The sequence below is a fragment of the Telluria antibiotica genome, from assembly GCF_011682055.1.
Taxonomy (GTDB): Bacteria; Pseudomonadota; Gammaproteobacteria; order Burkholderiales; family Burkholderiaceae_D; genus Telluria; species Telluria antibiotica.
The window spans coordinates 1-21,605 of record NZ_JAAQOM010000027.1 but is presented as its reverse complement, the minus strand read 5'-3'; the positions used below and the strand labels follow the sequence as shown (position 1 = coordinate 21,605).

Sequence of the window (21,605 nt, the reverse complement as noted above, 5' to 3'; positions counted from 1 at the left end):
CGTTACTGGTGGCGCTCGATCAGGTGGACGCCGTTATAGAGCGCAGTGCGGTCGGCCGCGGTGAATGCGGGCGTCAGATCGTCGCGTGCGGTCCATTTCCGGCGCAGGTCTTCCGGCAGCCAATGGAATGGATTCGCCGGACCGGCGGTGCGGAACAGCACCCGCGCGTCCTCGGGATGGGCCGTCCGTCCAATTTCCCGCCACAGCGCGGCGACGTCCGCCGGCGACATCCAGTCCTGCGCGTCGAGCAGCACGAACCGGTGGATGGAACCAGCGGGCTGGGCCGCGAGGTAATCGGTCAGCGGGGTTGCGTGCAGATTCACCCGGCCGGCCCTGGGCTGGATGACGTCGTGGATGCGCGGTTCGAGATAGAACGGAATCGCCTTGCCGTCGGCCGGCCCGTAGCGGCGGGCGAAGACCTGCCAGGCAAACGGGTTGTCCGCGATCGGGAAATCGCAGGCCAGCCGTTCGATACGCTTGATCAGCAAGTCGGACAGGTTGCCGCCGGCACCTTCTTCGAGCCGGTCGTACTGCGCCGGGGGAATGCCGAGCGCGAATAGCGACAGGTGGCTGCGGGCGAATGCGCGCGTCAGCTTCGTGCTGAACACCGGCGCGACGTCCGATGCAAACAGGCGCGCCTGCTCCTCCATGCTGGACGCTTCCACGAGCCGCGCGGGATGACAGCCCTTGAGCTTTGCCAGCTTGTGCGTCAAGCCGATGAAACGGTGCAGCAGGCCGTGGTGATAAAAGCCGGAGCGGAACATGCCGATCCTGCGCTCGCCCGTCATGCCCCGTCCGGACCAGTAGGCCCGCACGGGATCGGGCAGATGGGCAGCGAGATGCGCGTCGTAGACCCGGACGTTTTCCGGACTCTGCCCCGTACCGAATAAACGGTAGAAGGTGGTCCAGTCGGGAACGCGCTCGAGCGCGGTGCGCTTCAAGGTAAACAGCGCCCGATGCGCCGCATTGATGTCGACCGAGTCGACGCGCTTCACGTCGGCGAACAGATACGCGAGGGCGTTGCATCCTGCCGACCCGATCGAGACGACCCTGTGATCCGGCCCCAAGGCCAGCGCCTCCAGATCGACGAGAGGGTCTTCCCAGACCTGGTTGTAGATCAGCCCGCGAAACATTCGGCTGAATGTCCAATCGAGGACGGTCGAGCGGGCAGATTTGGGAAGGGGAGCGCTCGCTTCAATATTTGCTATGGACATGGCTTCAGCCTGAAAAAGACGTGAGTGAGCATCAACCGATACGTCGTTCGAACGTTGGGCAGCAAGGTCGCAAGCGTCGATCTAGCGCGGCCGGAAAAAGATCGGTTCAGCGACCGGTTCGGCGACCATCCGGGCGGGCGCTTCCCTGGCAGGCGGACTGGCCGTGTTGAAGGCTTCGAAATGCCCGCCGACGGCCGCGTTGATCGCCTCGTCCTTGCGGTCGCAGATCCGGCATTTCAATTCGGTGTCGACGTCGAGCCCGAACATGGCCTTGCGCTTCGCCGAGACGAGAATGTCCGGAAGGGGCATTTCACGCACATTGCCCATGCAGAGATTCCGATACGGCGCCAGCGCGACCTGCGGACAGGGAAACACGTTGCCCGACTTGTCGATGGTCACCTGCGTGCGCTGCACGACGCAGCGGCTGAACGCCGTGCTGCGTGTCGGCGTATGGGAATTCGTCAAGATCCTGACCTTGGGATTACCTTCGAACTCTTCGACGAAACGCGACAGCAGTTTTTCCCGGTTTTGCGGCAGGGTTTCCAGCCGTTGCCCGTCATTGCGGTCTTGCGCAATGGCGACGCGAATGAGATCGACGTCGTCCTGCAGCAGGTCGACGGCCTCGGCCAGTTTGCCCGGTTGCGCCATTTCTTCGAAAACGAGGATCGAGGCGCGCAACTTCAAATCGGGTTTGACCTCGCGCTTGAGGGCCGACAGCGCGCGGATATTGCCGAGAATGTTTTCGAAGCTTGCCGCGTATGCCATCTCGCTGTTCCTGGTCGGCGCGATATTGTGTACGCGCTCGTAATCGACGGCGTTGCCGGCATCCAGCGAAATCGTGACAAAACATTCGCCAGGGCCTTCGACGAGCGCCTCGCGCACGCTGGCATCCAGGTTATGGCCCTTCGTGTAAAGGCCGACCGGGAAACCGCGCCGCCGGAACGACCCGAGAATGCTGGCGATGTCGGGATGCGTCAGCGGGTCCGTCGCGATGCCGGAAATAATGACGGTGGGACGAAGCTCACCGAGGCTTGCGGCAATCGCTTCGAATTCTTCCCCGGTCAAATACGGGCCCGCGTTCAACGCCTGGCCATGTCCGAAGCAATATTTGCACCGATAGAGGCCGCAATTGAGGCCGGGGTGCAGTTCCATCTGCGTCAGTATCCTGGGATCGTGCGCCAGCGCCAGGCGCCAGAAATAATCCGAGGTGTAGTCGAATGTCGTCATGTCTCAGACCCGCGCATCGGCGATGGCTTTGCGCGGCAAATACCAATCCAATGTGCGTGCGAGACCGGCGCGCAGGTCGGTGGAACGCTCCATGCCGAGGACGGTGCGCATGCGGTCGACCCGCATCACCTTGCGCATCGCGCCATTCGACGTCGCCCCGGCCCAATGGACTTTGCCTTTAAAGCCGGTCAATTCCGCAATGAGCTCGGCGAGTTCGCGAATGGACGTGCCTACGCCGGTACCCACGTTGACCAGTTCGACGCCATCGACCCTCGTCTCGCAGGCGCGCACGACGGCGAGGGCCAGGTCGTCGATGTACATGAATTCCCGGATCGGCGTGCCGTCGCCGAGAAGTTCGACGTCGCTGCCGGTCTCCACGGCGTCGGTGAATTTCTTGAGCAGCGCGGCGACCACGTGCGCCCGGCGCTCCTGGTAGACGTCACCGGGGCCGTACAGGTTAGCCGGCAGCAGGTGGATGCCGGCAAGGCCATGGCTGGCGAAATAGGCGCGGTTACCGGCGATCATCGCGAGTTTGGTGAAGCCGTGACACTCGACGGTCGGATGCAACGGGCCGGTGAACAGGTCGTCCTCGCTCAGGTATTTGTCCGTGACCCCGGGGTAGGAGCAGGCCGATCCGATCGTGACGATCTGCCTGGCCTTGAGCGCTGCCGCTATTTCGAATGCATGGACGTTCATCTTCATGTTTTGCGTGAAGATCTGCGCCTGGTTTTCCATGTCGAATGGCATTCCGCCATATATTGCGGCGGCATGCACCACCACATCCGGATTACCGAATGCCTCCAGATTGGCGGGCGGTTTGGTCAAATCCAATTCACTGCTGCGTGGCGCCATAACTTCATGCCCGGTCCGCTCGAACATGGGCAAAAGACGTGATCCCAAAAATCCGTTACAGCCCAATAACAGTAGCTTCATGCTTTGGCCCCAACTTAATTGTGTGAGAGCGCCAAATATAAAGGTATGTAAACTCATGGTCAAATAATTTTTTCATAAGTTTACAGTCTTGGAATTTGGAGAAATGCAGAAAGCATATCGTTATGCATAATGGATCGGCGTGCAATGGGCTTAATCCAGATGCATAAGTAACTGATTCTCATGAGAATTTTTTATTTAACGAAAGCACGCATGATTGCAAATAAAAAGGCAGAATGGGAGGGAATCGTATTTTTGAAACGTTAAACAATCCAGCATGCCGACTGGGTATCCAAAATGGATATGCAAGGCAAATGTTTCGGAGATTGGCACCGTCTCGATATGCATGATGATTATCCCGCTTCTCAATTCGGTGAACCGTGTTACCATTGAATATTGAAGCCGAGAGGTTCTGGAATTAATCATTCCGAATCCACCGCAACAATACCAGCGCTGATTTAAATTGCGGTCACTACCGAAAAGGAATCATGCAAACGACGCCGAAGCTTGCCATTACTGTGACAACGATTAATGACGGTCGCTTTCTGGAGCGTTTTCGTCCCTTGTTGATGGCCGGCGAAGAGCAGGTCTCGATGGTGATCGCCGGCGATCGCAAAACACCTCCGGATTGCGCAAGACGCGCCGGCCAAATGGCCGCCGAGGGTTTCGACGTGCGCTATCTGGGACTCGAGGCGCAGGCAGAGATCCTGGATGCGGCCGGGCTCGCGCAAGACTTCGTACCATTCAATTCGGATAACCGGCGCAACGTCGCCGTCCTCGAGGCCTGGCGCACAGGCGCCGACGTTCTCGTCTCGCTCGACGACGATAACTTCCCGCTCGATCCCCAGGAATTTCTGACCCGCTACAGCCAGGTCGGCAGTGTCCAGCGCTTGCCCGTGGCGCAAGGCGCAGGTCGCTGGCCGAACGTGTGCGCCATGCTCGACGTCCGCTCGGGATGGACGGGAAACCAGGTCGACGTGTTCGCCAGGGGACATCCCCATGCGCGGCGCAACGACGACGCCATCGGGCTCGCGACCGGCGTCGAACAGGAGGGCAAGGTGCTCGCCCACGTCGGCCTATGGGAGGGCCATCCGGACGTCGATGCGGCCACGCGCGCGGCGCTCGATCCGGTCAGTCACGGCATGATCCGCTCGCATGTCCTGCTCGCGCCAGACGATGCACGCGCCCCGATGTCCACACAAAACGTCGCCGTCGCCCGCGAATTGATTCCCGCCTGGTGGTATGTGCGCATGGGACCGATGGCATCCGGGCGGCCGCTCGACCGCTTTGGTGACATGTTCCAGGCCTATTTTTCTTCGATGGTCATCGAGGCGCTGGGCGGCCGGTTCGCATTCGGCGCACCGCTCGTGCGGCACGAACGCAATCCGCATGCCCTGTTGCGCGACCTCGCCGCCGAAACGAGCGGCATGGCACTCCTCGAAGACCTGTTGCATTACATCGAAACGGTACCGTCCGGGACGACCGCCGCAGAAGCCTATCGATCGATCGCCGAAGGATTGGTCGACGCCTTGCCGGCCGGTGGCGGCTTCCTCGGCGACGACGCACTGCGCTGGGCCGACCGGACTGCCGAATCGATGGTCGTGTGGACCCGTGCCTGTGCACGGCTGGGCCAGTAACGCCGATGGCAGACCTTACCCATCAACGCGGAACGAAGCCCATGCTACGGATGGCGATCGCAGCGCTCATTGCTTTCGGCCTCGACCGGCTTTCCAAGGTCGTGATCGTGCACTGGCTCGACCTCGCGTCGGTCCACAGGATTCCCGTCTGGCCGCCTTACCTCAATTTTGTGATGGCCTGGAACAAGGGGGTCAATTTCGGTTTCCTGAACGCGTTCGATGCCCGCTGGCTGCTCGTCGCGATCAGCATCGTCGTCTCGATCGCGCTGGCGATGTGGGTCCGCAACAAGTCCGGATGGGTGGTTCCGCTGGCGGCCGGCGCCATCATCGGCGGTGCACTCGGCAATGCGTATGACCGGGTCGTTTATGGTGCGGTCGCCGACTATCTCAACATGAGCTGCTGCACGATCGACAACCCGTATTCGTTCAACGTCGCCGACGTATTGATTTTCGGCGGTGCGATCGTCCTCATCTGGGGTCATGAGGCCGAAGCTCGACGCAGGACATAAGCAAGCCGCTCCATCTGCTCTGCTCATCCATGAAAAAAATCGTTCTCTATTTCTTGCTACTGCTGCTGCTGGGGACTGTCGTTTACGCCGGCGCCATTGGATTGCGCGGCGGGGACGTCGAGCTTCGTGGCACGGTGTTATCCCGTGGCCCCATCGGCTCTTATGTATCGGCCGCGGGGACCGTCATCAGCCGCGATGAGTTGACGATCAACAGCCCGGTCGGCGGCCGGTTATCGGACGTGATGGTCAACGAAGGCGACGACATCGGCGCAGGACACCTGCTGGCAAAATTCGACGCCCGCGAACAAGCGGTTGCGATCGAAAAACTCGCGTCGACCTTGCGGAGCGCAAAAGAGCGCAGTGAATTCGCCGTGCGCGACCTGGAAAGCCTGCGGCGGGTGTATCAGGTCGGCGGCGAATCGCGCAGGGCGGTGGAAGACGCCGAACTCCGTGTCGCCACCCTGCGCGAAGAGCGGACCATGGCGGAACAAAATCTGCGCCAGGCGCAATTGGAGACGGAAAAGCTGACCTTGACGGCGCCAAAGCGGAGCGTGGTGACGGCGCGCCTGGCGCGGCCGGGTGTGTGGGTGCGCGCGGGCGATCCCTTGTTCAAGCTGGCCCCGATCGACACGCGCGAGATCGAAGCGAAACTCGATGCCAGCGACAGCGCGATTGCAGTGGTGGGCAAGGTGGTGACCGTTTCTTCCGATGCTTACCCGGACAAGACATGGCAGGAAACGATCACCTGGGTGTCGCCGTCGACCAGCAAGGAGGGGGCGGCAAACAACCTGTCCGCCCGCATCAGTCTCGGTACGCACGCGCCGCATCTGGCCTTGGGCCAGCAGGTCGACGTCAAATTGACCGTAGCCTCGGAAAACAATGCGTTGCTGCTGCCGTCGAACGCCATCATTTCGAACCAGGGTCAAGCCAAGGTCGCCGTCCTGGAAGGCGGGCGTATTCATTGGAAGCCCGTGACGACCGGCGTCGAAAGCGTCAGCATGACCGAAATAAAAAGTGGACTGACGTTGGGTGAAAAGGTCGTGGTCCCGGAGGGCCGGGCATTGCGTGAGGGGGATCGCGCCAGGTTTGCGAGTGACGTGCGCTGATGATTGCCCTGCACAACATCACCAAGTCGTATCAGGTCGAAGCCATGTCGATTCCCGTGCTCAAAGGGATCTCGCTGAAGGTCGACAAAGGCGAATTCCTCGCCATCATGGGCCCTTCCGGCTCCGGCAAATCGACGCTGCTGAACATTATCGGCTGCCTGGACGCCGTCGACACGGGCAGTTACCGCCTGGATGCCGAGATGATCGCCGGCGCGTCGGAAGACCGTCTGGCGGACATTCGCAGCCGCAAGCTGGGATTCGTGTTCCAGCTGTTTAATCTCATCCCGCGCGTCGACGCGCTGCGCAATGTCGAGCTGCCGCTCATCTATGCGGGCGTCGCGCCGAAATTGCGCCGCGAGCGGGCCATGGCCATGCTGCAGGCAGTCGGCATGGCCGACCGTGCCGCGCACACGCCGGCACAACTCTCCGGCGGCCAGCAGCAACGCGTCGCCATCGCGCGCGCGTTGGTGAACCAGCCCGACGTCCTGATCGCCGATGAACCCACCGGCAGCCTGGATTCGAAGGCAGGCCATGACATCTTGCGCCTGTTCGATCAACTCAACGCACAAGGCTTGACCATCGTCATGGTGACGCACGAAGAGGACGTCGCGGCCCACGCCAGCCGCACGTTGCGCTTGCGTGACGGCGTCATCGAACGTGACGAGTGCAATCAACGCCTCGCGCGGGTCCATTGATGCGTGTCAGCCTGCGCCGCTTCATCCTCGATGGCTTGGCCCAAGCCATCCAGGCACTCCACTACAACCGCCTGCGCACCTTGCTCAGCGTGCTCGGCATCACCGTCGGCATCGCGGGCGTGATGGCGGTCGGTACGATCAGCAAGAGCGGCCGCTACCTGATCTTCAGCGAGCTGCAGACCTTCGGATTGAAGTCGGTCTGGGTCTACCGCACGAACGACGACAAGGATCCGAACCGCGCGGTGCGCGCCGGCACCGGCATCGAGGCGCGCGACGTGGACGTGCTCACGAACTGCTGCCTGACCGTACGCCACCTGAGCCCGATCGTCTTCGGCAGCGGTGCACACCTGCTGGTCCACGCAGGCAAGCGTTTCAGTAATCCACAACTGACGGGCGTGGGCGCGGACTATGCCATCGTCAACAACGAAGAGATGCGCGAAGGGCGCTTTTTCAAAGCCTATGAAGTGGTCCACCGGCGCGACGTGGCCGTGATCGGCGTGACAGCCGCGCAGGATTTGTTCGGGGCCGACGTCGACCCGGTCGGCAGGGAAATCCGTATCGGGAACCGGCCGTACCTGGTCATCGGCCTGCTGGAAAACAAGGATCGCTCCTTCATCGGCAGCCTGGGCTCACCGGGCGGCATCGACGCGAACAATCGCATCCTGCTGCCGTACACCACGCTGCAAGCGCAGATCGGCACGAAGGACGTCGGCGTGATCCAGGCGGAGGCCGTCGATGTGTCCAAGGCCGATGCGGCCGTCGATGAATTGATCCAGGTGCTCGAACGCGAGCATAACCATCGCTACGCCTATAAATCCACGACGATGGCGCAGTACATCAAAGTCTCCGATCGGATTCTGCAGGGCGTATCGCTGATCGGCATCATCGCCGCGTCCATCTCGTTATTGGTGGGCGGCCTGGGCATCATGAACATCGTCAGCACGTCGGTACAGGAGCGCACGCGCGAAATCGGATTGCGCAAGGCCGTGGGCGCCAACCAGCGCAGCATCCTGTTTCAATTCCTGATGGAGTCCGTGATCATCAGTTCCAGCGGAGGCTTGTTCGGTTTGATATTGGGCGTGGGAGGCAGCGTGATACTGGCGTTGGCGACGGGTTTTCCCCTGATGCCATCGTGGCCCGTCGTCGTACTGGCGCTCGTGACGTCGATCCTGGTGGGTCTGCTCTCCGGCTATTTGCCCGCGCGCCGTGCGGCGCATTTGCGGCCCGTTCTGGCGCTGCGCTATGAGTAATTTGCGAAGGGAACCGTCGATGCGAATGCATGTCCTGTCCGTTTTTTTGTTATCGACAGCGCTACATGCCGCCCAGGCTCAGGTACTGCCCCAGGACTACGTGGGCGCCCTTCGACAAGCGCTGGCGAACCGTCCGGAAATCGGCGTGGACTCGGCCGGCAATGCCATGGCCTCTGCCAAGGTGGGCGAGGCAAAAGCGGCCTTTATGCCCACGCTGACGGCGTATTCCTCGATTCAGCACACCAGCGTTTACAGCGGCGTGTCGCCGACCGGCGTCAGCGTCAATTACGCCAATCAGAATTTGCCCGTGACGTTCACCGACTCGCTGCCGCCCAATGGCGCCAGCACCGGCCTCGAACTGCGCTACAACCTGTATGCGGGCCGGGCAGATGAAGCCAGGCTCGACGCCGCGCATGCCGGCCAGCGCGCGGCCGCGGCGAGCGCCCAGATCACCCGCAAGCAGGTGGTCGAGGACGTGACCCGGGCGTATTGGACCGTCGTCAAAGCCAAGCTCGACGCGCGCAGGATTCGTCGCGCACTGGACCTGGCCCACGCGGAAGCCGAGGCCGCCGGCGTACAAGCGCGTGACGGCACGCTCGCCAACATCGAAGCGGACGTCAAGGCATTGTCCGCGCAGGTGTTGGAGACCGAATGGCGCAACAGCCAGCGCGCACTCGCCGATTCGATTCGCAATTACCTGCTTGCCGTGGGCATCGACACCAAGCCGCAGTACGTGGAGATGCTTCAACAAGCTTCGCCCGCCGATGAGGTGGAGCACATCGGTGCGCTGGATCCGAACACCATGCTGGCAGGCTTCGATCTGGTCGGCGCGGCGGAGGTCAAAAAAGAAATCGCGGAATTCGACGGCGCGACTGCCACGATCGTCCAGGCGCGGGCCGACAAGAGACCCAGGCTGGATTTCCTCGTCGGCTACAACAGCGGTGGACGCAGCGCGGCCGGCCTCGATAACGCCATCACCCACTACAAGCGGGACTTTTCTTATGTCGGCCTGCAATTGAGCTGGAAATTATTCGACGGCTTCTATACCGACAGCCGCATCGACTATGCCGTGGCCAAGGCAGAAAAACAGCGCTGGATCGTCAAACAGGCGCAGCGCGATGCCGAGCATGCATGGCAGAACAAGTCGTCGCGCGTCACCGAGTTGAGTGAAAAAATCGAGCTCGCGGAAAAGCAGCTTGCCCTCAGCGAGGCACAACGCCAGATCGCGGAAATGCGGCTGGCCACGAAGCGAAGCTCGGCATTGCAAACCCGCGCCGCGGTCAACGCCGTGGAAGATGCGCGGGACAAGGTGACGGGCTTGAAAGTCGATTTGTTTGTCGCCAGGGTCGAGGCCATGCTGGCGCGGGTGAATTGATCATGTAAATCATGGTACGACGGCGATCAATTCCAGCTTGAGTTCCTTGATCCCTGACGGGACATAAATCGAAATGGATTGCGCCTGCAGCATGCGTTCATACATCTGTCCTTTCCCTTCCAGCATGAAGTAGCAGGTGTCGGGCCGCACCGGCACCGCGGCCGGCAGTTGGGGCGTGTACTGCAGGCGCACGCCAGGCAGGGCGGCCAGCACGCATTTCTCCACGTCGTCCGGCGCGCCGATCTTGAAACGCAGCGGCACCGCATCGACCAGTTCGAGTGCGGGAAGATCGGCCGAGACCGAAATATAGAACGTGGTCTTGTCGTCGATTTTGCCAGAGTCGAGCATGCCGTGATAATAGGACGGCCGCGTCTCACTCAGCGCGATGGCGAAGTATTTGGAAGAGATCACGGTATCCAGCAAATCGCGAATGATGCCGTTCAACTTGGCGAAGCCGGGGCCGGGATCGGCATGCTGGTAAGGCGGCAAATCGGCCAGGGTCCAGCTCTTGGAAAACGTCATCAGGCTACCGGCCACTCCGAGCAATTGCTCGTACAAGCGCTCGGGATGTGCGCCCGGATGCTGTGTGTAATGGTTGAGCGTGGCGCAGGCGCTGCTGGCCGTGTGCAGCAGCCAGAACGAGGACATGTCGCCGGAACGGAATTCGATCACGTTGCGGCTCGGCTCGCGCTGGTGTCCGATCAGGGCGCTGACCTTGGCCTGCAAGGCGTCCAGCAGGCGGCGGAGTTGCAGGGCAAGGGCCGACGTCGTCCCCACGGACAGGCTGGGCGGCACGAAGCTGCCGTCCAGTTCGAAACCGGCGGCCCCCGTGCGGCGCAGGCGCAGCAAGGGAAAGGTCAAGTAGGCATCGCGCGGTTCGAATTCGGAGATCAGGCGTACCGACGTGGTCAAGCTGGCCATCTGCACGTTGGCGGCCTTGGTGTAGAGGTCTGGCGTATCGTGGTTGGCTTGGACGAAACGCGTCGCTGTGCCAGCCTGGACTGGCTGGCCGACATTGCCGCCGAAGGGTTTCAGCGCGGGGAGCGCGGCGTAATACGTCACCTGCTGTTGTCCCTGCGGCAGCTGGCTCAGGTCGATGCTGGCAGGGAGCTCATCGCTGGCGGGCGCGTCGACCCATTCTCCGTCCTGGAAACGTAGCGACAGCGCAAGGATGCGCAGCACATTGCTGCCCAGCGCGTCGCGGTCGACCTCCAGCTTTTCCACACCCCAGGCATACGGTTGCAGTGTGTGGATCGTCTTGTGCAAGCGGTGTTCATGATACTGGTCCTGACGCTGGAAATGTTGCGGACGCAATAGCAGGCCTTCGCCCCACAATATCTTTCCGCTCATGCCGCTCTCCTCTCCGAATGATGTCTTCAGCGCCAGCAGCGAACATTAGTCCTTCTCACGCGCGTTTGTACCTCAACAATGTGCAGGATTGCGGTCGCTCAACAGGTGCACTTACCTGCCCATACTTCGCTGTTTTTTCGGTGCGGCCTATGCAAATATTTCGCTTTGGAACGGTTGCTACCGACGCGGGGAGGGGACGATGCGGGGTTTTACACCTGGGCTGTTTGATCGCTTGCTGGGTGTGCCGGTGCGCGGCGCAACCGGCGATGCCGCGCTCTCGCGCATCTCGCTCGAGGAGCTCAAGGATATGGTCGCGCGCGACCTCGAGGCGTTGCTGAATACCCGTTCGGCACTGCCCGACGACCTGTTGAAAGCCTATCCGGAATGTAGCCGCTCGGTGGTCAGCTACGGTCTCAACGATTTTGCAGCCCGCTCGCTGTCCAGCCCCGCCGACCGCGCCTACATTTGCGCCTGCCTGGAAAAAGCAATCGAGCTCCATGAACCGCGTTTGCGCAATGCCAAAGCCTCGCTCGACGCGGACGACGAGATAGTCAACCGTCTGAACTTTTCAATCACCGCAATGCTCGTCGCCAGCACCTCACAGGAAGCCGTGAACTTCGATGCGGTATTGCAGCCGTCGTCACTGCACTACAGCATCAGCAAGGCGAGCCGGGCCGTTTCGACGTCGACACGTGCCGGAGCATGAGCTTGGAACAATTACTCCCTTACTACGAGCAGGAACTGGGCTATCTTCGCCGTCACCTGCGCGATTTCGCCGATCGCTATCCAAAAATCGCCGGCCGACTCTTGATCAGTGGCGAAGTGTGCGAGGACCCGCACATCGAGCGCATGATCGAATCCTTCGCTCTGCTCAATGCACGCATCGCCAAGCGTCTCGACGACGATTACCCGGAATTCACGGAAGCACTGTTCGAAGTGCTGTATCCGCACTACGTCCGCCCCTTTCCCTCGTGCTCGATTGCGCGCATGGACCTCGACAGCGCCGAGCTGAAGACCACATCCGGCGTGATCGCACGCGGCACCAAGCTCAACACACGGGCGATCCGCGGCGCGCCCTGCTGCTTTCGAACCGTTTACCCTGTCACGATCGCGAAGCTGGCGATTTCGTACGCCCGCTTCGAGGCCATCGTCCAGGCGCCGGCTGCCGTGCGCTTGCCTGCCGGCGCCGGTGCCGGGATCGACATCACGATCCACTCGACCGAGGGAAAGGCCGCACTCCACAGTTTTTCGCTGCCGAAGCTGCGCGTCTTCATCGATGGAGAGCCCTCGTTCTGTGCAGCATTGCGCGATACCCTGTTCATGCGGTGCGTCGACGCCTACGTCGAAGGCGAGCGCGATGGACGCTGGGTGAAGCTCGACACCATTCCGCTCAGCCCGGCCGGCTTCGACGACGATGACGCGCTGATCGATTTTCCGGCGCGCTCGCACACCGCCTATCGTTTGCTGACCGAATATTTTTGCTTTCCCGAGAAGTTCAATTTTTTCGACATCGACCTTGCCACCCTGACCGCTGTCCTGCCGCCTCACACGCGTACGCTCACCCTGCATCTCGTATTGTCCGGCATCCGCTCGGACTCGAACCTGGCGCGCATGCTGGGCACGCTCGGCACCAACAACGTCGTGCTCGGCTGTACGCCGGTCGTGAATCTGTTCCGCCAACGTGGCGAGCCCATTCGCCTGACGCACGCCAACGCCAGCTACCCTGTGCTGGCGGATGCGCGCCGCGCCTTCGCCTACAAGGTGTATGCGATCGAATCCGTCAACCTCGTGCGCCAGACGCCACAAGGGGAATCGATCGTCGAATTCCGTCCCTTTTATTCACTCAAGCATGCGCAGGAACCGGAACACAACGGTCATTACTGGGCATTGCGGCACGACGACACCCTCGCCGATAAAAGCCCCGGCTTCGAGACACAGATCACCATCGTCGACATCGATTTCGATCCGGCGGAGGTCGAGACCAGCACGCTGAACGTCGAACTGACCTGTACCAACCGGGACTTGCCGTCGCAGCTTCCGTATGGCCAGCGCGGCGGCGATTTGTTCTTCGAAGGTGGATCAAGCTTGAGTTCAATCAGCTTTTTGCGCAAGCCGACAACGGCTTACCACTTCGAGCGTGGCTATAACGTCCGCTGGCGCCTGATCTCCCTGCTGGCGCTGAATCACTTGTCGCTGAGCGCCGGCGGCGCCGACGCCTTGCGCGAAACGCTGGCGCTGTACGACCTGCCGCGTTCGCCGTCCTCGCAACGCCAGATCGGCGGTATTACCGGGCTCAGCCAGCAACCGGTCACCGCCTGGCTGCCCGGCAATCCATTTCCGTGCCTGGTACGGGGCGTCGAAGTCCGGCTGGCGGTCGACGAGGACGCCTTCGTCGGCAGCGGTATCCATGCCTTCGGCCAACTCATCGAACGCTTTCTGGCGCTGTACGTGCACGCCAACAGTTTTACCCAGTTGGTAATCGTCTCCAACAAAAGCGGGGAAGCCTTATTCACATGCCTACCGAGAAGCGGCGAATTGAACCTCCTGTAATCAAGCGCCTGTTCGAGGAGCCTTATCGCTTCGATTACTTCCAGGCGGTACGGATCCTCGAACTCTGGCTGCGGCGCCGCGGCGTCGCGCAGGCGGACGTGGTCAATCATTTCCTCCGCTTCGAGAATTCGACCTCGCTCGGCTTCCCGGCCAGCCAACTGGAGGCGATCGCCACCGAACCGCGCGAACTGGCGCACGACGCGCCTGCGCTGGCCACGGCAGTGCAAAATTCGACGCTGCACTACATCCGCGTCCGGCCCGCGTTCATGGGACTGCTGAGCGGCACAGGCGTGCTGCCGACACATTACACCGAGCGCATCGCGGAACATGAGCTGCATCACAAAGACAATGGCCCGCGTGCCTTCCTCGACGCGTTATCGAACCGCTCGCTGGCCCTGTTTTATGGCGCCTGGAAAAAATACCGGCTTGCACTGCGCTGTGAGAGCCGGAATGAGGATGACTTTCTGCCATTGCTGCTCGACTTGGCCGGCCTCGGCAATCGAGCCCCGCGCACGCGCAAGCACGCGCACGAGACCGGTGGCGTACAGGCAGCGGCGATCGGCTATTTCGCCGCCTCGATCCGCCACCGGCCCGTGTCCGCGGTGCAGATCGCGCGCGTGCTGTCCGAGTACTTCGGCCGGCCCGTGCACGCCGAGCAATTTATTGGCGCTTGGTACGCGATCCCAGCTCCGCAGCAAAGCATGCTCGGCCATCCTAATGCGACTCTCGGTGCGACGGCGATCAGCGGTGCGCGCGTCTGGCAGCGCGACCTGCGCATGCGCTTGATCGTCGGTCCGCTCGATACCATCGGCTTCTCCTCCTTCTTGCCGGATGGCACGGCGGCACGCGCCTTGCGGACGCTGCTCGCGCTGTTCACTGGCCTCACGCTCGAGTACGAGATCGAACTGGTGCTGCGGGCCGCTGACGTGTGCAGTGTCACGCTTGGTGATGATCACGCGGGGCGGCTTGGGTGGAATGCTTATCTGGTCGATGGGCCTCAGGAACGGGACCGCAGGGATGTGTGTTACGACATCGAGTTGACCTGAAGCGTTCGCCGAACGTCGAGCAGGCTGTCATCGCACCAGCTTGCGTTTTGTCACTGGCTAATCGCAATTTAATGACTACAGTCCACAAATTCGTCGCACGTTCAGACCCGCTCTAACAGCGACTTCGAGCATCTCGAGGTCAACAATACCTAGCGAGCAAAACGATGACTGACTTGCAAGCACTGCTGGAAGCCCACCAACATACCCGGCTGTTACGCTTGTCGTTCCCGAGGAACGACGGCCCGCAAGCCACGTTGATGGTGAACCGGTTCGAAGGCACGGAATACCTGTCGCGCGACTTCGAATTCAAGGTGGAGCTCCTGAGCGACGACAGCAGGATAGAACTCGAGAGGATGCACGGCAAGCTGCTGTGCATCTCGCTGGTACTGGCTGACGGCAGGCTTCGTCCCTTCACCGGTTATGTCACCTCATTCAAGCTGGTCAAAACGGATGGCGGCGTAGCGTTCTACGAGGCCACGCTGATGCCATGGTTGGCGTACGCGCGCCTGCGTCGGAACAACCGGTTATTCCATGCGCGAAGCCTGCGCGAGCAGGCGGAGACGATCTTCACCGGCTACGGCGGCCTTCCTGCGTGGGAATGGGAGGTCGGAGGCGAACAGCCGCAGCTCACGATGTGCACGCAATGGGACGAAACCGATCACAACTACCTGTGCCGGCGCTGGGAAGCGGCGGGCTACAGCTATTGGTACGAGCACGGCAGTGAAGGCCATACGCTCAGGGTCTGCGACGACACCCGTGCCGCCCCGCCGATCGACGGGCCGTCGCCCGACATCCGCTTCCACCGGGCCGGTGGCTCGGTCGAAGAGGACGCGATCGGCGACTGGAGCCCGCGGCGCCAGTGGGCCTCCGGACAAGCGGCGGTGAGCGGCTTCGACTTCAAGAGTCCGCGCCCGATCCATGCGGATACCGTCACCATCAACCAGCAAGGCGATATTCCGCAGCTGGAGGTACACAGCTATGAGGGCCATTACGGATTCAAGGACCAGTCCAGCGCCTACCGGCTTTCACAACTGCGCATGGAAGAGATCGAAGCCCGCGGCAAGCTGTACGAGGCGCAAGGCAACAACCGGCACGTGGCTGCTGGCAGGTGGTTCAGGCTGCTCGACCATTTCAGCGAAAGCGAAGACCGCGAATTCCTGATCCTGGAAGTGCACCACAAAGCCAGCAACAACTACTTGCAAGGGAAGGATGGGCTCGCCGAGTACACGAACCGCCTGCTCTGCCAGGACAAGGCGTTGCCCTGGCGGCCGGGACGCGGCTTCAACAGCATGGATACCAGACTGCTGGCCCTGCAGACCGCCATCGTGGTCGGCCCGGAAGGTCAGGGCAGCCTGAACGTGGACCGGTACGGGCGCATCCAGGTCAAGTTTCACTGGGACCGGGACGAAAGCGGTAGCTGCTGGGTACGGGTAAGCAGCAACTGGGCCGGTGGGGAGAAGGGCTTCGCCAGCCATCCGCGGGTCGGCTCGGAAGTGATTGTGCAATGGCTCGACGGCAATCCCGACCATCCCATCGTGACCGGCTCCGTGTACAACCAGAGCTATATGCCGCCGTGGAAGCTGCCCGAACAGCGGGCACTGATGGGGCTCAGAAGCCGCGAGCTCACGGCCAAGGGCGGCAATGCGCCCGGCGGACGCAGCAATCACCTGGTGCTGGACGATACGCAAGGGCAGATCCAGGCACAGCTCAAGAGCGACCATCTCGCCAGCCAGCTCAGCCTCGGCCATATCAACCGCATCGAAGACAATGCCGGACGCAAGGACGCCCGCGGCCAAGGGTTCGAGCTGCGCACCGACGGCCACGGCGCGGTGCGCGCACAGCAGGGCCTGCTGCTCAGCACGGAAGGACGGCCGAACGCCCGCGCCCATATCACCGACATGGCGGAGACGCTGGCGCGCATGGCGCAGGGCCATGCGTTGCACGACAGCCTGTCGCAGGTCGCACAACAGGCGCAGGCGCACCAGCCGGGCGACCAGGACCAGGTCGCCGCCGCGCTGCAGGTGCAGGTCGACGCCATCAAAGGCCAGGGCGGCCAACCTGCGCGAGACGAAGTCCCGGAATTCCAGGCTCCTCACCTGGTTCTAGCCAGCCCCGCCGGCATCGAAACCAGCACGCAGGGTTCCACGCATCTGATGAGTGTGGAGCACACCGCCCTGACCAGCGGCGGCCATACGAGCCTGAGCTCGGGCAAGAGCCTGCTTGTCAGCGTAAAGGAAGCGGTACGCATGTTCGCCTACAAGGCCGGCATGAAGCTGGTGGCGGCCGGCGCCGACATCGACATCACCGCCCTGAAGGACAGCGTCAACATCCTTGCCAAGCTCAACATCACCCATACCGCCAACCGCATCACGATCACGGCCAAGGAAGAGGTGGTGATCAACGGCGGCACCAGCTTCAGCCGCTGGAACGCATCGGGAATCGTCCATGGCACCAACGGCACCTGGCGCCAACACGCGGCACAACATAGCTTCGTCCCCGGCAAGAGCGAAGGTACGCCAAGCTTGCCGCAGACCGTGCAACTGCCGCCGGGGCAGCTCGACTTGTATCACCAGTACGTGAACCAGGAAGGCGCCAGGCGCCAGGGCATCCGGCATGGCGACTACACCGTCGTCGACGCCGATGGTGGCGTCCACCAGGGGACGCTCGACGGCAACGGCTTTGCCAGCGTGGCCGGACTGCCGATGGGAATGGCCACGGTCAGCTACGGCAAGGACCCGCGCGACCCATGGGATGAAGACAGCTACTTCGGCCAGGGAACCGAATGGCCGACCGTGGCGCTGTCCGACGCTGGCGCCGATGCTGCGGCTGACCGGCCGGCGCCCGTGCCGAGGGCGCAACACCCCGGAATGCTCGCCGGCGCAAACGCTGCGCCAGCCAGCCTCAACGGCGCAGCCGGCAAGTTCGGTGCGATTGCGCAAGTCGCGCAGCAAGCTGCGAGCGCGGTGCAGTCGTTAAAAAAAGGCGGCGCGCAAGCACTGCTGGCACCGATCTGCCAGATGGTCCCGAATACCTACGGCGCGTCAAGTGCCGGCAAGCCTGCCGCCGCGTCGCCCCTCGGTTTGCCCGCATCGCTGCCGCGCATCGATGCTGAAGTCCCGACCTCGCCCTGAAAAATTCATCGGATAAAAAACGTCCATGACCGAACCCACGCAAGCCCCGTCCAAGCCGGCCGAACGCGTGCCGGAAGTCGCAGTCGCTCCGCTCAATACGATAGACCAGAAAGACATCGGTGCCGCCGCCGCCGCCTTCGACAAATGGCTGCGCAAGATCAGCCATGACTATGTGACGCTGGAGCGCCTGAATACGGTTGCCGGCAGCCTGCCAGTGATCGGCAACATCATGGCGTTGATCGACGCCATCATGGACGTGGTGGGGGTCATCCAGAAGACCATCGCCAAGAAAGAAATTGATTTCCTGGAGTGGGTCAGCCTGGGCATCAACCTGATCGGTGTGGTCCCGGTGCCGCTGGGGATGAGCGCGGCCCGCATGAGCCTGCGGCCGGCGCTGCACCTGGTCCGGCAAAAGCTGGCGCTGGGCGTCAAGGATCTCGGCGCCGCGCTGATCGAAGTGCTGATCGCGCACCTCAACGCCACGCTGGCTGGCGAGATCGAGACCTTTATCGACGGTGCGATGGGCAAGCTGGCGGGCATCCTGGACGATTGCGCCCACGTTGCCGACGGCATCGCCGACGATCTGATCAAGATCCTCAACCGATGCATCGGCAAGGAACCGCTATTCGAGGTGGCCTCCCCGGCGCAAGTCGAGAGCAAGCTGCACGACCCCAAGGTGGAAAGCAGCTGGCGCCGCCTGCTCGGCGCACTCGCCCGGCAGTACAAGAACACGGCGAACTACGTTGTCGCCGCGGCAGCCCGCCACCTGCCGCAGAGTGCGGTAGCGGGCGTGACGGGCATCATCGGCCACCTGACCGACTTCAAGCCGGCGTTTCGCAGCAAGCTCGCCGCCCTGGCCGACGAACGGGCACAGATGAGCATCCGGTGGATACTGATGCGGCTGCGCGACGCGGTCGGCAAGCACAAGAAGCGGCATGCGGCGCTGGTACCGTCGACCAAGGGCGCGAACCACAAAAAGAACAACCCCGGCCACGAGCTAGGCACCATCGGTCGGCAAAGCCCGGCCACGGGCGACGCCAATGCCTGCAAGCTGTGTCCCGCAAAAGGCGGCACCGCGCATTCGATCAGCTTCGCCACGGGCGCCGAAACCTTCACCCACACCGACTTCGTACTGGATGCGCCGCTTCCCATCGCATGGAGCCGAACCTATCGCAGCCAGCTGACCGCCTATGACCGCGGGAATCTCGGCGCGCGCTGGCTCACCCCGTACAGCACCCGCATCGACGTCATCGGCCAAGGCAAGCCGGCGGCCCTGCTCTATCACGCCGCCGATGGCCGCAGCCATCGCTATCCATGGCTGGACATCGGCCAGCGGCACTACGATCCGGTCGAGCAAATCACGCTCACCCGCATGAGCGCCACCCTGCTCACGCTCGACTTCGGCAAACCGCTGCCCGAAGGCGAACCCAGTCCCTGGCGCGAAACCTACGAACTGGTCGACACCGTGCGCGCGAAGGCAGCCGAGGTGGGCAAGGAGCATTTCCGGCTGATCGCGCTGCATGCCCGCGACGGTGCCGCCCTCGGCCTGCGCTACGACCACATCGTGGCCAATGGCCCGTATGCTGGCGAGCAGGTGCTCAGCGACATCATCAGCAAGCAGGGCGAGACCATCGTCGCCCATGCCGGCACCCAGATCGACCTTGATACCGGCTGCATCCACGCGCTGTGGGAAATCAAGGAGGGCAAGCTGGTGCGTCAGCTTGCGGCCTACGATTACGACGACCACGGCGACCTGATCCGCGCCCAGGACGAAAACGCCGCCGCGTGGCACTACCAGTACGACCGCCACCTCGTCACCCGCTACACCGATCGTACCGGGCGTGGCATGAATCTAGCCTACGACACGAGCATCGACAGCGGGCTTCACGCCAGAGCGATCCGCGAGTGGGCCGACGACGGCAGCTACGACACCCGGCTCGAATGGGACAAGAACATCCGCCTGACCTATGTCACCGACGCGCTTGGCCACGAGACCCGCTACTACTACGACATCGCCGGCTACACCTACCGCATCGTGTATCCGGACGGGCTCGAGGAATGGTTGTTCCGCGACGACGCCAAGAACGTCGTCCGTCATGTCCACGCCGACGGTAGCAGCGAGCATCACCGTTACGACGCGCATGGCAACCTGCTCACGCACACCCGCGCCGACGGCAGCCAAGTCCACTTCGAGTATGACGGCCAACACCGCGTCACCGGCATCCGCGACGGGGAAGGCGGGACCTGGAAGCGTGACTACAATGCCCAAGACCACCTGGTCGAGGAAACAGACCCACGCGGCAACAAGACCGAATACGCGTACGACAAGGTTGGCCGGCCCGCTTCAGTGACCGATGCCAAGGGCGGCGTCAAGCAACTCACGTACACCCCGGACGGCCAGCTTGCCAGCTACACCGACTGTTCCGGGCACAGCACCCAGTGGGAATACGATGACCGCAAGCGCCTGATCAAGAGCATCGACGCTGCCGGCAAGGTCACGCGCTACCGCTACACGCCGCTCGGTGCGGAAACGGTGGCGCAAGCGCACAGCGAAGGCGGCAACCATCCAGGTCAGCTCGAAGCCGTCATCCATCCTGACGGTAGCGAAGAGCACCTGCGCCACGACGCCGAAGGCCGGCTACTGGCGCACACCGACGCACTGCAACGCACCACCGCCTACCGCTATACCGCCGCCGGACTGATCGCAAAGCGCATCGACGCTCTCGGGCACAGCCTGCACTACCGGTGGGACGCGCTCGGCCGTCTGTCTGCGCTGGAAAACGAAAACGGCAGCGTCTACCGTTTCCTGTACGACCCTGTCGGCCGGCTGCTGCAGGAACAAGGTTTCGACGGCAAGGCCACCGAATACCGCTACGACGAAGCCAGCGGCGTGCTGGCGGAAACCGTCGAAGCTGGCGTGACCACCCGGCTCGACTTCGACCCCATGGGCCGGCTCGTGCAACGCCGGGCCGCAGCCCCCGGCCAGGCGGAGCAAACCGAAACCTTCGCCTACAACGCCAACGGCCAGCTTGCCGAAGCGCAGAACGAACACGCCAGGCTGCAATGGTTCTACAACGCCGCCGGCAACTTGGTGCGCGAGCACCAGCACTACCAAGGTCCGTTCCATCCCGACAAGCGCACCGCGGTCTGGCACCACCGCTACGACGAACTCAACCAGCGCACCGCGACCACCCGCCCCGACGGGCATCGCGTCGAATGGCTGACCTACGGCGCTGGCCACGTGCACGGCCTGCTGCTCGACGGGCAAGACCTCGTCTCCTTCGAGCGCGACGCGCTGTACCAGGAAACCGGGCGCACCCAGGCCAACGGCCTTCTGCAAACGATGAAGTACGACCCGGCCGGCCGCCTGATCGAACAGGCTTTGTTGCATAAATCAGCTGGGCACGTAATGCCCCCAATCCCGGACGGAATTACGGCATGGCGACCGTCGTGGGCGTGCCCAACCGTGTGAAGCGATTGAGGATAGCGGCACGTACCTGCAACTCAGCGACCTGGCGGTCGAAGTCTCGCGCCATCACCCGTTCACCGAGCAGCTTAAAGCAACGCATTTTGGTTTCGACGAGG

Annotated in this window: 15 protein-coding genes and 1 pseudogene; 11 read left to right on the top strand and 5 right to left on the bottom strand. The window is 62.5% G+C overall.

The genetic code is table 11. The annotated features are described in order from the left end of the window. Window positions 1-2 precede the first annotated feature (2 nt). From HAV22_RS29365 to HAV22_RS29355, 3 genes are all read right to left on the bottom strand, one after another. Window positions 3-1,214: a BtaA family protein gene (locus HAV22_RS29365; protein WP_208296433.1), complete on the bottom strand. Its 1,212-nt coding sequence runs from the start codon at window positions 1,212-1,214 to the stop codon at window positions 3-5. Between the two features lie 81 nt (window positions 1,215-1,295). Then, window positions 1,296-2,441 carry a radical SAM protein gene (locus tag HAV22_RS29360; protein ID WP_166864924.1) on the bottom strand — a complete coding sequence of 382 codons (1,146 nt, stop codon included), beginning with the start codon at window positions 2,439-2,441 and terminating at the stop codon, window positions 1,296-1,298. A gap of 3 nt (window positions 2,442-2,444) precedes the next feature. Further along, entirely contained in the window at window positions 2,445-3,374 is a 930-nt protein-coding gene (locus tag HAV22_RS29355) for an NAD-dependent epimerase/dehydratase family protein (RefSeq protein ID WP_166864921.1), read from the bottom strand. 485 nt (window positions 3,375-3,859) lie between these two features. On the opposite strand from HAV22_RS29355, the gene HAV22_RS29350 reads away from it, so the two are divergent. Genes HAV22_RS29350 through HAV22_RS29325 form a run of 6 tightly spaced genes read left to right on the top strand, consistent with a single transcriptional unit; the run spans window position 3,860 to window position 9,943 of the window. Then, window positions 3,860-5,008: a hypothetical protein gene (locus HAV22_RS29350; protein WP_166864919.1), complete on the top strand. Its 1,149-nt coding sequence runs from the start codon at window positions 3,860-3,862 to the stop codon at window positions 5,006-5,008. 5 nt (window positions 5,009-5,013) lie between these two features. After that, window positions 5,014-5,517, top strand: coding sequence for a signal peptidase II (gene lspA, locus HAV22_RS29345; protein WP_208296432.1), 504 nt, complete (start codon window positions 5,014-5,016; stop codon window positions 5,515-5,517). Between the two features lie 29 nt (window positions 5,518-5,546). Continuing rightward, on the top strand, window positions 5,547-6,623 hold the full coding sequence (locus HAV22_RS29340) for an efflux RND transporter periplasmic adaptor subunit (RefSeq protein WP_166864917.1): 1,077 nt from the start codon (window positions 5,547-5,549) through the stop codon (window positions 6,621-6,623). Then, window positions 6,623-7,318, top strand: coding sequence for an ABC transporter ATP-binding protein (locus HAV22_RS29335; protein WP_166864914.1), 696 nt, complete (start codon window positions 6,623-6,625; stop codon window positions 7,316-7,318). Before HAV22_RS29340 ends, HAV22_RS29335 begins: the two co-directional genes overlap by 1 nt. Continuing rightward, window positions 7,318-8,568, top strand: a complete 1,251-nt coding sequence (locus HAV22_RS29330) for an ABC transporter permease (RefSeq protein WP_166864913.1) — start codon at window positions 7,318-7,320, stop codon at window positions 8,566-8,568. Before HAV22_RS29335 ends, HAV22_RS29330 begins: the two co-directional genes overlap by 1 nt. Window positions 8,569-8,593: 25 nt before the next feature. After that, window positions 8,594-9,943, top strand: a complete 1,350-nt coding sequence (locus tag HAV22_RS29325) for a TolC family protein (protein ID WP_166864910.1) — start codon at window positions 8,594-8,596, stop codon at window positions 9,941-9,943. Between the two features lie 9 nt (window positions 9,944-9,952). Here HAV22_RS29325 and tssK read toward each other — a convergent pair whose 3' ends face one another. After that, a complete protein-coding gene (gene tssK / locus HAV22_RS29320) occupies window positions 9,953-11,293 on the bottom strand; it encodes a type VI secretion system baseplate subunit TssK (RefSeq protein WP_166864907.1) in 1,341 nt (446 codons plus the stop codon). 199 nt (window positions 11,294-11,492) lie between these two features. Between tssK and tssE the strand changes: the two genes are divergently transcribed. The 5 genes from tssE to HAV22_RS29295 all read left to right on the top strand — a co-directional run bounded on the left by tssE (window position 11,493) and on the right by HAV22_RS29295 (window position 21,492). Continuing rightward, entirely contained in the window at window positions 11,493-11,999 is a 507-nt protein-coding gene (gene tssE, locus HAV22_RS29315; protein ID WP_166864905.1) for a type VI secretion system baseplate subunit TssE, read from the top strand. A 2-nt stretch (window positions 12,000-12,001) separates the two neighbouring features. Next, complete coding sequence (tssF, locus tag HAV22_RS29310) at window positions 12,002-13,843, top strand: type VI secretion system baseplate subunit TssF (protein WP_166864902.1); 1,842 nt, start codon at window positions 12,002-12,004, stop codon at window positions 13,841-13,843. Beyond that, window positions 13,807-14,889 carry a type VI secretion system baseplate subunit TssG gene (gene tssG, locus HAV22_RS29305; protein WP_166864899.1) on the top strand — a complete coding sequence of 361 codons (1,083 nt, stop codon included), beginning with the start codon at window positions 13,807-13,809 and terminating at the stop codon, window positions 14,887-14,889. The genes tssF and tssG overlap by 37 nt, the downstream gene beginning before the upstream one ends. Window positions 14,890-15,053: 164 nt before the next feature. Continuing rightward, window positions 15,054-18,020, top strand: coding sequence for a type VI secretion system Vgr family protein (locus tag HAV22_RS29300; RefSeq protein ID WP_229421501.1), 2,967 nt, complete (start codon window positions 15,054-15,056; stop codon window positions 18,018-18,020). Between the two features lie 25 nt (window positions 18,021-18,045). Beyond that, window positions 18,046-21,492: a DUF6531 domain-containing protein gene (locus HAV22_RS29295; RefSeq protein WP_166864896.1), complete on the top strand. Its 3,447-nt coding sequence runs from the start codon at window positions 18,046-18,048 to the stop codon at window positions 21,490-21,492. On the opposite strand, the pseudogene HAV22_RS29290 reads toward HAV22_RS29295, so the two are convergent. Further along, window positions 21,452-21,605, bottom strand: a pseudogene (locus HAV22_RS29290) (IS5/IS1182 family transposase); the annotation flags it as partial. The gene HAV22_RS29295 and the pseudogene HAV22_RS29290 overlap by 41 nt on opposite strands.

Coding starts and splice junctions, on each gene's coding strand:
- HAV22_RS29365 (WP_208296433.1), bottom strand. CDS start 1,214: ATGTCCATAGCAAATATTGAAGCGAGCGCTCCCCTTCCCAAATCTGCC.
- HAV22_RS29360 (WP_166864924.1), bottom strand. CDS start 2,441: ATGACGACATTCGACTACACCTCGGATTATTTCTGGCGCCTGGCGCTG.
- HAV22_RS29355 (WP_166864921.1), bottom strand. CDS start 3,374: ATGAAGCTACTGTTATTGGGCTGTAACGGATTTTTGGGATCACGTCTT.
- HAV22_RS29350 (WP_166864919.1), top strand. CDS start 3,860: ATGCAAACGACGCCGAAGCTTGCCATTACTGTGACAACGATTAATGAC.
- lspA (WP_208296432.1), top strand. CDS start 5,014: ATGGCAGACCTTACCCATCAACGCGGAACGAAGCCCATGCTACGGATG.
- HAV22_RS29340 (WP_166864917.1), top strand. CDS start 5,547: ATGAAAAAAATCGTTCTCTATTTCTTGCTACTGCTGCTGCTGGGGACT.
- HAV22_RS29335 (WP_166864914.1), top strand. CDS start 6,623: ATGATTGCCCTGCACAACATCACCAAGTCGTATCAGGTCGAAGCCATG.
- HAV22_RS29330 (WP_166864913.1), top strand. CDS start 7,318: ATGCGTGTCAGCCTGCGCCGCTTCATCCTCGATGGCTTGGCCCAAGCC.
- HAV22_RS29325 (WP_166864910.1), top strand. CDS start 8,594: ATGCATGTCCTGTCCGTTTTTTTGTTATCGACAGCGCTACATGCCGCC.
- tssK (WP_166864907.1), bottom strand. CDS start 11,293: ATGAGCGGAAAGATATTGTGGGGCGAAGGCCTGCTATTGCGTCCGCAA.
- tssE (WP_166864905.1), top strand. CDS start 11,493: ATGCGGGGTTTTACACCTGGGCTGTTTGATCGCTTGCTGGGTGTGCCG.
- tssG (WP_166864899.1), top strand. CDS start 13,807: ATGCCTACCGAGAAGCGGCGAATTGAACCTCCTGTAATCAAGCGCCTG.
- HAV22_RS29300 (WP_229421501.1), top strand. CDS start 15,054: ATGACTGACTTGCAAGCACTGCTGGAAGCCCACCAACATACCCGGCTG.
- HAV22_RS29295 (WP_166864896.1), top strand. CDS start 18,046: ATGACCGAACCCACGCAAGCCCCGTCCAAGCCGGCCGAACGCGTGCCG.